The organism is Pseudoalteromonas luteoviolacea (assembly GCF_001696455.1).
GTDB lineage: Bacteria > Pseudomonadota > Gammaproteobacteria > Enterobacterales > Alteromonadaceae > Pseudoalteromonas > Pseudoalteromonas luteoviolacea_C.
Genome location: NZ_MAUJ01000005.1, coordinates 1 through 13,196, shown reverse-complemented (window position 1 = coordinate 13,196; position 13,196 = coordinate 1). Strand labels below are relative to the sequence as shown.

Annotated in this window: 10 protein-coding genes; all 10 read left to right on the top strand. The window is 41.6% G+C overall.

What is annotated here, in order from left to right; all coding sequences use genetic code 11:
- Window positions 1-4 precede the first annotated feature (4 nt).
- The 10 genes from A7985_RS15065 (at window position 5) to A7985_RS15015 (ending at window position 12,565) form a co-directional block, all read left to right on the top strand.
- A complete protein-coding gene (locus tag A7985_RS15065) occupies window positions 5-1,207 on the top strand; it encodes a hypothetical protein (protein WP_065791295.1) in 1,203 nt (400 codons plus the stop codon).
- A 224-nt stretch (window positions 1,208-1,431) separates the two neighbouring features.
- Window positions 1,432-4,224 carry a monovalent cation/H+ antiporter subunit A gene (locus A7985_RS15060; RefSeq protein ID WP_065791294.1) on the top strand — a complete coding sequence of 931 codons (2,793 nt, stop codon included), beginning with the start codon at window positions 1,432-1,434 and terminating at the stop codon, window positions 4,222-4,224.
- Window positions 4,224-4,595: a Na+/H+ antiporter subunit C gene (locus A7985_RS15055; RefSeq protein ID WP_063370911.1), complete on the top strand. Its 372-nt coding sequence runs from the start codon at window positions 4,224-4,226 to the stop codon at window positions 4,593-4,595. Before A7985_RS15060 ends, A7985_RS15055 begins: the two co-directional genes overlap by 1 nt.
- Entirely contained in the window at window positions 4,592-6,103 is a 1,512-nt protein-coding gene (locus A7985_RS15050; RefSeq protein WP_065791293.1) for a monovalent cation/H+ antiporter subunit D, read from the top strand. Before A7985_RS15055 ends, A7985_RS15050 begins: the two co-directional genes overlap by 4 nt.
- A gap of 1 nt (window position 6,104) precedes the next feature.
- Complete coding sequence (locus A7985_RS15045) at window positions 6,105-6,641, top strand: Na+/H+ antiporter subunit E (protein ID WP_065791292.1); 537 nt, start codon at window positions 6,105-6,107, stop codon at window positions 6,639-6,641.
- Window positions 6,635-6,904 carry a K+/H+ antiporter subunit F gene (locus A7985_RS15040; protein WP_063370914.1) on the top strand — a complete coding sequence of 90 codons (270 nt, stop codon included), beginning with the start codon at window positions 6,635-6,637 and terminating at the stop codon, window positions 6,902-6,904. Before A7985_RS15045 ends, A7985_RS15040 begins: the two co-directional genes overlap by 7 nt.
- Before the next feature lie 9 nt (window positions 6,905-6,913).
- The gene (locus A7985_RS15035) at window positions 6,914-7,240 is read left to right on the top strand and encodes a Na+/H+ antiporter subunit G (protein WP_176716756.1); all 327 of its coding nucleotides are present in this window, start codon (window positions 6,914-6,916) and stop codon (window positions 7,238-7,240) included.
- Window positions 7,241-7,487: 247 nt separating this feature from the next.
- A complete protein-coding gene (locus A7985_RS15025) occupies window positions 7,488-9,602 on the top strand; it encodes a methyl-accepting chemotaxis protein (RefSeq protein ID WP_065791289.1) in 2,115 nt (704 codons plus the stop codon).
- A 96-nt stretch (window positions 9,603-9,698) separates the two neighbouring features.
- Complete coding sequence (locus A7985_RS15020; protein WP_065791288.1) at window positions 9,699-11,636, top strand: DNA topoisomerase III; 1,938 nt, start codon at window positions 9,699-9,701, stop codon at window positions 11,634-11,636.
- Window positions 11,637-11,707: 71 nt separating this feature from the next.
- Window positions 11,708-12,565 carry a tetratricopeptide repeat protein gene (locus tag A7985_RS15015; protein WP_065791287.1) on the top strand — a complete coding sequence of 286 codons (858 nt, stop codon included), beginning with the start codon at window positions 11,708-11,710 and terminating at the stop codon, window positions 12,563-12,565.
- Window positions 12,566-13,196: the final 631 nt, after the last annotated feature.

The window sequence follows — 13,196 nt, the reverse complement described above, 5'->3', positions numbered from 1 at the left end:
AGCCATGTTTCATAGATGGGTTTTATTCTTCGCATTCGTGATTGTGGCTGTTCCTAGCAGCAGCCATTATAACCATAGCTTTAAAAGTTTAAGTGACGATCAGCTGGAGAGTCTAGTTACCCGTATCAGTCAAAATCTAAATTCTTCTTCACCGATTTACTCTGAACTGTCAAAACTTTCCCACCGTATGTCGAACAAACAAGTACGACGACTTCGCGATAAGGGTTTTGCGCATTTTGCATTTGAATGGGCGATACGTTTAACCGAACAGCAAAAGCATCGACAAGCCCAGTTGCTCATTGATAGATATTGGCGTGATGTAGATAAGTCAATGCAGAGTAGAATGCTCGGGTTACTTCAGCTGCAAAAGCGCTATCAGGCTATTGCTGATATATTTACCGTTCAACCAGCCATTGAGCCTTATTATACTCTGAGTCAGCTTGCACAGGGCAAAGGCGTCAAGGGTTTAAATCAGGATGTGTTGTCTCAACTCGGCATCACCACATTAAATACGCTTATCGAGGGCCCTCAGCAGTGTGTTCATCACATCGCATTATTGAGTAGCACATTAGAAAGTACCTTCAAACTTGAAGAACTGAAGCGAGCTTATGAGCAGAGTGAGTTACACAAGCGGTTACCGTATTGTCTCAGTAAACCGGTTTATGTTGGAGAGTTAGTACAGTGTCAGGGGGAATCTGGGCAGTTTATTCAATGTAACTTGGCAAAGATATTAGATACCACAAAGTTTGCTAACACTGTTGTATCTAAGGCGCGTCATTTGGTAATTATGTCTGAACAATCTGGGCTTGCGAATGTACGACATGGAATTATGACTTTGAATCATAACCATGGACTGGCGTTATTTATACATGAGCTGATGCACTTTACGCATTTTGAAGATGAATATCCTGTGCCAGCCAACAAAGCGAAATGGCTGTGTGCCTCAACTGGCTTTAAGGCACCAAATCTATATGTGGGAAAGCGTCCGCCAAAAAATTGGTATGCGAGCAAAACCTGCTTACATGGGAAGTTGCCATCATACAAACCGAGTAAAGCACAATCAAAAATGGAATATCATGCAATTGACTTGTCAAACCAATATTTAGGTTTATGGTTAAAGGCATTGGAGCATAGTTTATTGGAGCCAAGCGATTATCAAGTTTATTACCATAAACTTGCCAATAGAGATCCAGCTTTAGTTAAATGAGCGCTCAATTTATGAATGGAGTCTGAATTGTTTGTTAATTTTGTCTAGAATTTCAACAGCCAGTATGTGAAACCCTAGACAAGTCAAACACTAATAAAGTATAACTGGTAGACGTTATGTGTGATAAAAATGCACGTAAAAAATAAACAGAACACGATCGCCATAACTTAATCATAACGTGCGTTTAATAGTGATGAACGGCATCGAAGATATAAGGCTTCTTTATGACTTTGCTTTGGATACCCTTGATATCCTTGTTAGGCAGTTTACTCTCTTCATTTACAGGTAAGCTATCTCGCAATCAGTCGACTGCAATCACCTTGATTGCACCCACTGTGGCCCTTTTACTGGCCATCAATTTAGCTCCCGCAGTATTTGCTGGGGAAGCGATCCGCGCTACTTTAGATTGGGTACCGATACTCGATCTGGACGTGTCTTTCCGTTTGGATGGATTGGCACTTTTGTTTGTTTTTATGATCTTAGGTATTGGTATATTAGTTATTATTTATGCCCGCTATTACCTGAGTGAAAATGATTCAATGCCCAAGCTGTACGCATACCTAATGCTGTTTATGACGGCAATGTTGGGTATTGTTATGTCTAACAATGTGATCCAACTATGGGTATTTTGGGAATTAACCAGTATAAGCTCGTTTTTGTTGATCAGCTATTGGTGGCATAAATCGGAAGCTCGCAAGGGTGCAAAAATGGCGTTGGCTATCACCGGTGGTGGTGGCTTGGCATTGCTAGCCGGTCTGTTATTACTTGGTCATATTGTTGGCAGTTATGACTTAGATATTATTCTTGCTAGCCGTGAACTTATTCAATCTCACAGTCTGTATGAAGTCGCATTGGTATTGGTTTTACTTGGTGCATTTACTAAGTCAGCGCAATTTCCATTTCATTTCTGGTTGCCTCACGCTATGGCTGCACCTACGCCAGTTAGTGCATACTTGCACTCGGCGACGATGGTTAAAGCTGGTATCTTCTTGCTAGCGCGTTTCTATCCAGCGTTAGCGGGTACTGAAATTTGGTTTATCTTAGTCGGCTTGACGGGCTTAGTGACTTTATTAGTCGGTGCTTACATTGCGTTATTTAAGCATGATCTAAAAGGCCTCTTAGCCTTCTCGACTATCAGTCACCTTGGTTTAATTACTTTATTGCTTGGTCTTGATACCGAGTTGGCTACTGTGGCTGCCATTTTCCATATTATCAACCATGCAACGTTTAAAGCGTCTCTGTTTATGGCAACGGGTATCATTGATCATGAAACGGGTACTCGAGACATGCGTAAACTTAATGGTATGTGGCGATTTATGCCTTATACCGCAACGTTAGCAATGGTTGCAGCTGCTTCAATGGCAGGTGTGCCTTTACTCAATGGTTTCCTTTCGAAAGAGATGTTCTTCGCTGAGACTTTACATCAGCAATTACTTGGGTCAATGTCATGGCTAATTCCAATTTTGGCGACGATTGCAGGGGCATTCTCCGTAGCATATTCAGCGCGCTTTATTCATGACGTGTTCTTTAATGGCGATCCAGTTGATTTACCAAAAGAGCCTCATGAAGCCCCGCGTTATATGCGTGTGCCAATTGAAATACTGGTCGCGTTGTGTTTAATCGTCGGTATGTTCCCTAACTTTGTGGTAGACGGTATTTTGCAGCTTGCCTCTGGTTCTGTACTGGGAACTGAACCGCCTGAGTTTTATATCGCAATTTGGCACGGCCTCAACTTACCATTATTGATGAGTGCTATAGCCGTTTGTGGTGGTTTGTTAATTTACACTCAGCGTAGATACTTATTCCAATTCCAAGCTTCTTTGCCGCCTATTAATGCGAAAAAAGGCTTTGAAAAAACCATGCACTCAGTGGTGACATGGTGCCAAAATAAAATCAGTGCCATTGAGAATGGCTCTCTTCAGCGTTATTTAATGCTCATGCTATTAGTCGTTCTATTAAGCGCAGGCTGGCCACTGTTTGAAATGAGTCAGCTAGTTGGTGAAAACCAGCTAACTCCGGTTGATATACATAATGGTATTGGTGCAGGCTTACTCATGATAGGTGCGATTGGTACGGTAATATGGCACCGAACTCGTATGGTTGCGCTGCTGATGATTTCTGTTGTTGGGTTAATGGTATCTGTTGCATTTACGCGTTTTTCTGCCCCTGACCTTGCGCTCACTCAGCTCACAGTAGAAGTTGTTACCATTATTCTATTAATGTTGGCATTGTTCTTTTTGCCGCAAAAAACGCCTAAGGAATCAAGCTCAATTCGCACTTTGAGAGACTTAGGAATTGCTTCTGCAATCGGTGTCATTGTCGGCAGTATTTGCTATGCACTTATTACGCGCCCATTAACGTCGATTTCCGATTTCTTTGTGGCGAATGCGAAAACCGGTGGTGGTGGCACGAATGTCGTAAACGTGATCCTAGTGGACTTCCGTGGTTTTGATACCTTAGGTGAAATCGTCGTGCTTGGGATCGCAGCATTGGGCATTTATAAGTTAATTATCCATCTGCCGTTATTTATGCCTGGAAGTGACTCTGAAGGCAGGCCTTGGGCTAAAGAGCGTTATCCGTTATTACTTGCGTCTATCTCGCAAAGCTTATTACCACTTGCATTGTTAGTGTCTTTCTATATTTTCCTACGTGGGCACAACTTACCTGGCGGTGGATTCATTGCGGGTCTAGTCACAGCGATTGCATTTATTTTGCAATACATCGCGCACGGTTCTAATTGGATTGCAGAACGCTTCACTTTGAATTACAGAAAGATAATTGCCTCGGGCATTGCTATTGCTCTGTTGTCTGGACTTGGAAGTTGGGTATTTGGCCGACCGTTCCTAACAACATGGTTTGATTATTTTGATATTCCTTTGATTGGCGAAATTGAACTCGCCAGTGCCTTAGTATTTGATTTAGGTGTATACATCACCGTTGTTGGTGCAACCCTGATGATCTTAGCGAGTTTAGGTAAGGTCACAGCAAATACATCGAAAGAAGAGGTAAACATTTAATGGAGCTTTTGTATTCTTCATGCGTAGGCTTACTTGTAGCTTGCGGTGTATTTATGATTTTGCGCGCTAGGACTTTTCCTGTCGTGCTCGGGTTGACAATGCTTTCTTATGCCGTGAACTTGTTTTTATTTGCATCGGGAAGACTGTCGATGAACCAAGCTGCAGTATTGGGTTATAGTGAAAGCTATGCCGATCCTCTACCTCAGGCGCTAGTGTTAACTGCCATAGTAATCGGCTTTGCAATGACTGCGTTTGTGGTGATATTAGCGATACGTGGTCGTGCTGATTTAGGCAACGACCACGTAAATGGCACTGTACCAGATAAGCCAAAGGCTGTTTCTCGACAAGCTAAGGAGCAGGGTAAAGCATGAGTCAACATTTAACATCTTTACCTGTCTTATTGCCAATGTTGGCGGCAATCTTAATGTTGATGCCGCCATGTGGAAAAAACCTTCAAATAAGACGTTATGTTTCTGTTTTGATGGGGCTTGTGAGCACAGTGGCGTCAGTAAGCTTACTGGCGTATGTTAAAACACACGGTACACAAGTATACGCAATCGGTGATTGGTCTGCCCCATTTGGTATCGTCCTTGTAGCCGATCCTCTTTCGACACTGTTGGTATCCCTGACCTCATTTTTAGGTTTGGTGTGTGCCTTGTATAGTTGCGCAGGAGATGATGAGCAGGGCAGTTTTTTCCATCCGTTACTGCATTTTTTAATTTTGGGTGTCAATGGTGCGTTTTTAACAGGCGATGCATTTAACTTATTCGTTTTCTTCGAAGTCTTACTCATTGCTTCATATTCTCTACTGATGCATGGTGGAGACAAACGAAATACGCGCGCCGCTTTACAGTATGTCATTTTAAACCTAGTGGGTTCTTCTGTATTCCTAATTGCATTGGGCATTCTATACGGCACACTCGGCACACTAAATATGGCTGATATGGCTACCAGAGTTATGGAGTTGCAAGGTGATGACGTTTATCTTGCAAAAATAGGTGGCTTATTGCTGCTTGTTGTCTTTGCTCTAAAAGGTGCATTACTGCCACTCCACTTGTGGCTACCAAATACTTACTCAACGGCCATGCCTGTGGTTGCGGCATTATTTGCAATCATGACCAAGGTAGGTGTGTATTCAATGATGCGTGTTTATACCTTGATCTTTGGCGAGCAAGCAGGTGAATTAAGCCATATGGCACAACATTGGCTTTGGTGGTTGGCAATCGCGACAATTGTAATGGGTGCGATTGGTGTACTTGCAAGCCAAGACCTCAGAAAGATGGTGGCTAATTTAGTGGTTGTATCTGTGGGTACGTTGGTTGCTCTGGTTGCTGCACAAACCATAGATAGCAGTGCAGCCGCAATATACTATTTAGTTCACTCTACATTGGTCTCTGCAGCGCTGTTCTTGATTGCTGATTTAGTCAGTAGGCAAAGAGGTAAAGTTGCAGATAGGATCACCGCTGGACGTCCAGTTGCTCAGCCTTTATTTTTAGGTGGTGCGTTTATATTTGCCGCGGTTACGGTTATTGGCATGCCTCCTTTGTCAGGTTTTGTCGGAAAAGTTTGGATTCTAAAGTCTACATTTGAGTCAACACATGGCCACTGGTTTTGGCCCATTTACTTGATAGCAAGCTTTGCGGTATTAGTGTCTGTTTCTAAGGCTGGTAGTACGGTATTTTGGCACCACACAGGTAAAGGTGAAGCTAATACGGAAGAAAAAGCACACCCTGTACAAGTTATAGCTGTACTGTTACTTGTTGCTGCATCGCCTCTGATGGTGATTTTCGCAGGTCCAATGTCTGACTATGCCCAATTTGCTGCGGTAGAACTACATAATTTTTACGGCCTTATTCAACATGTATTAGGAGGCAAGTAAAATGAGATTAGAAGCTAAATACAGATGGCTCCCAACGCCTTTTAGGAGCCTATTGTTATTTTTGGTGTGGTTGTTACTTAATAACACCGTTGCGCTAGGACATATCGTGCTTGGTTTAGTTTTGGCGATAGTGATCCCTTTGATCACTCATCCATTTAGAACCAAGCAGCCACTTGTAGTCAGACCATTTCGTGCTTTAAGGCATTTAATGTTGGTGTTATACGATATCTTGACAGCCAACATTGAGGTCGCGATAAAAATACTTGGCCCAACAAAAAAGCTTAAACCGGGTTTCGTAAAAGTGCCTTTGGATTTACAAGAATCTATGCCAATTACAATTTTGGCAAGTACCGTTTCGTTGACACCAGGTACCGTCAGTGCAGAAGTTTATCCATGGCCTGAAACGCTTGAAAACGAAAACGAAGCATGTCAGAAGTTCTTATTGATCCATGTCTTGGATCTAGATGATGAAGAAGCGCTTATCAAGACTATCAAATCTCGTTATGAAGCGCCTTTAAAGGAGATCTTTGAATGTTAGATACGATCATCTTAATTGTTTTTGCCATGATTGGTTTAGCTTTGTTGCTAAACTTATGGCGTTTAGTCGTGGGTCCTTCTGTACCTGACAGAATATTGGCGTTGGATACAATGTATATCAACACAATTGCGCTGATCATTTTATATGGTATGAGTATGGGCACATCGTTGTATTTTGAAGCAGCACTATTGATAGCTTTACTGGGCTTTGTAAGTACAGTTGCAGTGTGTAAATATTTGCTTCGTGGCGACATTATCGAGTAAGGGCAATTGATGGATATTGTAATTTCAATTTTGCTTTTGATGGGCGGTGCACTGGTTTTGGTGGGTTCTATTGGTTTAGTTAAAATGCCAGACTTTTTTATGCGCCTACATGGCCCGACAAAGGCAACCACACTTGGGATGGCTTGTTTGCTGTTTGCTGCAATGGCGTATTTTAGCCAGTATGGTGATGGGTTTACTTTAAAAGAAATTTTAATTTCTCTATTTTTACTTATTACTGCACCGATTAGTGGCTATATGCTTATTAAGTCAGCAATTCATCACCGGATTGACTCCACAGAGAAAACAACCGGTAAAGAGAATATAGAAGAAGACTAGAAACTTCATGAAAAAGCTCGACTTTCAGTCGAGCTTTTTGTATCAACATTCCCCAGCCAAGAATATTCTTCCATGTTTATTTTGTTCTTGCGAATTGTCTTTTCATGAATTAAGTTTAAAAAATTCATAAATTTAAAATATGTTAAATATAATATTTCTTGATTTTTATAAGCTTTGAAACTTGCAATAAGCATTAATTATATGACTCATTGCACATTAGGGAATTCAGATAAGTATAAGGTCGTATATGCAGCAGATGTCTATTAAAAAAAAGCTGATGTTATTTGTTACCGCGTTAGTTGTCGCTATTATTGTGATCCTTGTTATGACGACTTGGCTTCACTTGCAAGAAGAAAATGAAATACAAAGTGAGCAGGTACAAGCATTAGTCTTAAAAGAAATCAGAGCAGGATTAGTGTCCAAAGGGCAGTTTTACAGCCAACAGATATCAAGTTACCTAAATGAAGCTTATCGTATTCCCAGTTCACTTGCAGGGGCAATCGAAGCAACTTTAAACAGTCCGTTAGAAAGGTCTGGTGTAGAAGCGTTATTACGCGGCGCGATAAACAAAAACGGCAACGTTTCTTCAATTTACAGCCATTTTGAGAAAAATGCTTATGACCAAAAAGACGCTCAATTCATTGGCGGTGCATCTCACTCGGCGCCTGGAGCTGGGTCCTTAGAGCTTTACTTTACCCTTGAAAGTAGCGGTGTTGTTCAACACCAAATAGAATCAGCGGATGCAAAGTATAGTGACACGCGCAATGAGTTTGGGATCCGTGAGTCTGAGTGGTACCTATGTGCTCGAGATAACAACACGCCCTGTATGATGGAGCCTTATGTGTACGAAATCTCTCCAGGCAACAGCATGCTGATGACTTCGTTGACAGTACCCATTCAAAATAGAAATCGATTTATAGGGCTAATCGGCGTAGATGTAAATCTGCCTGAATTACAGAAGTTAGTAGAAGAATTGTCTTCCTCATTGTATGACGGAAAAGCACAAGTGTCTTTGCTCAGTGAAATAGGCTTAATTGCGGGAGCGAGTCATCATGCAGGATCCCTTGGCAGGCCTTTAGCAGAAGTGATTGATAAAAACCTAGCGCAAAATCTCTTGACGCTTCACAAAGGCAGTGGTTATACCGAAGTGGAAGACGATATTGTTATCTCTGTGCCTGTGCATATAGAGTTGGCTGGCGCCACTTGGTCATTAGTTATTCAAGTGCCAAAAGAGAAAGTTATGGCATCTGCGTATATTATTAGCGAGCAACTCTATGAGTCTGCTAATGATTTGGGTGTTTGGATGACTTTTCTTGGCCTTATCGTGGTTGCTGTCGCAATCGGTTTTAGTCTGTTTTTAATCAATACAATTACTGGGCCTTTATCTTATATTGAATCTCGCGTTGACAATTTAGCATCAAGCGAAGGGGACCTTACTCATCAATTAGAAGTGAGTCACCATGCAGAGCTGATCTCTTTAGCTGCAGGCTTTAACCGTTTCACAAATAAACTACGAGGTATGATTGAAGACCTTAAAGCGTTGGCACATCAATCTTACCAGCAATCACATGTTACGACTGAGGCTGCAATAAATATAAAGAATAAAGTATCTAACCAGCATATTGAGGTCGACAATGTGGTTACAGCTATTAATGAGTTAAGTGCTACTGCCGGCGAGGTTGCTAGGGCGTCGGAGCAGGCCGCGATGACAACAGACAGTGCGGTAAAGACGGTCCAAAGCTGTGAGCAAGATATAGTGCATACAACCCAAACTGTTGATGAAATCGCTGAGCAAGTATCGGTTGCTCAGGATGCTTTCCAACGTGTGGCAGAAAGAAGTGGAGATATATCTAAAATATTGGATGTGATTCGGTCAATAGCTGAGCAAACTAACTTGCTTGCGTTAAATGCGGCTATAGAAGCGGCACGGGCTGGCGAGCAAGGTCGTGGTTTTGCGGTGGTGGCTGACGAAGTTAGATCGTTGGCGTCTAAAACACAAGCTTCAACAGATGATATAAGTACATTGATAGAAAACTTACAGAATGAGATCAGTGGTTCTGAGGCGATTATTGAAAAAACAGTCAGCAAAGGCCACAGTGCAACGACCTTGTGTCAAAAAGCTGCTACGTCTATGAGTTCATTGGTGTCTGAGTTATCTAATATATCACATGAAGTAACTCAGATAGCAACTTCGGCTGAAGAACAAAGTATGGTGACTGAAGAAGTAAACATAAATATGACGGGCATTGCTGACGCCGCAAAGGAACTGGCTGGTTATGCAGATGAAGTAGAACAGGCAGCAAGCACAATGACCCAGTTAATGGAACAAAAGCATCAACAGCTTAATTTCTTAAAAACCTAGGAGTTAGCCTTTACTTTATATGTAGCTAAACTGGTTCTGGCTTTATAGTGCTGGTTTAGCTAGAATAACTGTAAATATATACAGTTAACTAGTTATATGAAGCTTTATATTGCAGAAAAACCTTCTTTAGGTAGGGCCATTGCGGAGGTACTACCTAAACCACACAAAAAGCAAGACGGGTTCATTGAAGTGGGGAATGGTGATTGCGTTACTTGGTGCATTGGCCACCTCTTAGAACAAGCAGAGCCAGAAGATTATGATCCTCGATATAAAAAATGGGCTATTCAAGATTTACCCATTGTGCCTTCAGAGTGGAAATTTAAAGCAAAACCAAAAACTAAAAAGCAGCTTGCAACGGTAAAGAGGTTGATAAAAAGCGCGGGAGTGGTGGTTCACGCAGGAGACCCAGATAGAGAAGGGCAATTACTTGTTGACGAAGTGATTCAAGAGGCAAAACTCTCTAAAGCTAAAAAGTCTACTGTAGAACGTGTACTCATCAGTGACCTTAATCCGAACGCTGTTAAAAAAGCGCTGCAAAAGTCCAAATCAAATACAGAGTTTATGGCATTAAGTATCTCTGCATTAGCCAGATCTCGCGCCGATTGGCTTTACGGTATGAATTTGACAAGAGCGTTCACACTCGCAGGACAAAAAGCGGGTGTACAAGGTGTGTTGTCAATTGGTCGCGTGCAGACACCTGTATTGGGGCTAGTAGTGCGTCGCGATGAGGAAATAGCCAATTTTGTTTCAAAGCCTTTCTATGAAGTCACGGCAAAAATATTAAAGGAAAGTGGCGAGCAATTTGAAGCAAAGTGGCAGCCAAGTGAAGCATGTTTACCCTACATGGATGAAGAAAATCGAGTGCTTGTTAAAGGGCTAGCGGAAAACGTAGCAAGAAGGATCACGAATCAACCTGCTGAACTAACAAAATTGGACAAGGTACCTAAGAAACAAAACCCGCCTTTGCCATACAACCTATCAGCGTTGCAGATAGATGCTAACAAGCGTTATTCGATGTCTGCTAAGCAAGTGCTAGATATTTGTCAGGCTTTGTACGAAAAGCACAAGTTGATTACTTATCCAAGATCGGATAACCGTTATTTGCCCAATGATCACTACTCTGAGCGCAATGACGTGCTGGCTGCAGTGGTCAATAACAATGGCTGTGAAGAGAAATTAGTTACAGACGCGAATACGTCATTAAAGAGCAAGTGTTGGAACGACAAAAAAGTTGAAGCACACCATGCGATTATTCCGACCAAAAAATGCTTAAAGTCAGCGCAATTAGGGCATCAGGAGCTACAGGTCTATGGCCTTATTTGTACACAATATCTTGCACAGTTTTACCCTGCTTATGAGTACTCGCAAACCAAAGCCTATTTAGTCATTGCTGGAGGAAACTTTGTCGCCAAAGCTGATACCGTGCTTAATTTAGGTTTTAAAGTTCTATTTAAGAGTAAAAAAGCAGACACAGAGTTGAAAACTCAGTTACCCACACTGGAAGTGGGTGAGCCACTACATTGCACTGATGGCGTAGTTATCGAGAAAAATACACAGCCCCCTAATTTTTTCACTGAAGCGACACTTCTGAGTGCGATGACAGGCATCGCACGGTATGTAAAAGACAAAGATGTAAAGAAAGTTCTGAAAGAGACAGACGGATTGGGCACTGAAGCAACAAGAGCCGGTATTATTGAACTGCTTTTCAAAAGAGGTTTTTTAAAACGTGAGGGAAAGTCGATTAAATCAACCCAATTAGGCAGTGGGCTGATAAATACGATCCCTGTTCATTTATCTATGCCTGATAGGACAGCGTTATGGGAATCTCAACTTACAAATATTGCGCACAAAAGCGCATCCTACATGCAGTTTATGACACCGCTTGAATCTGAACTTTCAGAGTTAGTCAATTTATCTCGATCGATAAATACAAATGCACTTAAAGGTGTTGAGGCACCAAGTCCTTTTAAAAAAAGAGGTGGAGGTAAAGGACGTCGCAAGAGCCCAAGACAAAAAACTAAAACAAAGAGTTGATAACAATTGGCTTGTAAAGTGTAAACCTGACACTATATAGCTAATAGAATTGAATTAAAGAATGCACGGTTATGGAAAATAAAATCACATTAACACCAGAAAACATTCAACAAGTGCTGGCGCCAACTAGCCCTGATCACCTTGTGCTATTGAGCTTTTTTAGTGCGCAGCATCCCGATTGCGTTGCACAAGCGGCAATCTTGGATGAATTGGCAACTCAATACGCAAGTAGTATTACAATCGCCACTTTGGATTGTGATATACAGCAAGCATTGGCTGGGCAGTTAGCGCAACAGGTTGGTCTTCAAGCTTTACCCACTGTAGTTGTCTTAAAGGGTGGTTCACCTGTAGATGTATTGGCAGGTCCAAAAAGTAAAGAAGAGTTCACTAAAGTACTGACCGAACACCTTCCATCTCCCGAGCTCATTTTGTTAGAACAGGCTAAGCAAGCTTTGGCCAATGGTGATCTGAACAGCGCATATTCTAATGCTAAGCAAGCTTATGACGTCGCAAAGGGTAACTCCCGAGTTAATTTAGTTTTTGCTGATATTTGTATTCAGATCCAAAAACTAGAAGATGCAGAAGCGTTGTTAGGAACGATCCCTGAAGATCAGAAGGATGCTTACTTTAACAACTTGCAGTCAAAGCTTACGCAAGCGAAAGATGCTCAAGAATCACCTGAAATAAAACGGCTGACCCAAGCAATTGAAGAAGCGCCTGACAATTTAGAGTTAGTTTGTCAGCTGGCCCAGGCACAAGTAGATGCTGGGAAAAAAGAAGACGCGTTGGCTTCTCTATTTAAAGTTCTGAGTAAGGACTTGTCTTTTGGCGAGGCAAAGAAAGGGTTCTTAGATATTATCGCTTCTTTGCCTGAAGGTGATAGTACTGCAGCTACCTATCGCCGTAAGTTATATAGCCTTCTCTATTGATCAAATTAGATCTCAGCACAATAGATATTGTGCTGAGAAAATGTTTGCAAGATCTCAGATTTGTACAATACTTAAGGTCCTCTTCGAAAAAATATGTCATTTTGATTAAAATATGATTACAGAGCATGTTATTTTGAGATGTTTTGTCGTTATTTTGTTCGAAAAGGCTCTTTTTCTAAGTTTTCTATAAAAAACACTTGATCCTATTTTGGATCTCCCTATAATGCGCACCCACTGACACGGCGGGATGCAACGAAAAGCGCAAACCAAAGTGAAGGTTAAAGTTAAACGGAAAGCTTAATTAAGAAAAATTAAATTTTCTAGTTGACTTTAAAAGTGAAGCGGTTAATATGGCGCTCCACTTCGCAGCAACGCTGCGGTAACTAACCAAGGGTTAGTTACATTGTTCTTTAAAAATATGAAGCAATCATCTGTGTGGGCACTCGTACAGATTGAGTTCTAACAGCTCTTGATTCAGGAGCAAAAGAATTAGAGTCTCAATTTCTTATGAGTGACTATATAGTCAATTTATACAGAATTCATTGAGCACGAAACTTCGGTTTCAAAAACTTTTAATTGAAGAGTTTGATCATGGCTCAGATTGAACGCTGGCGGCAGGCCTAACACATGC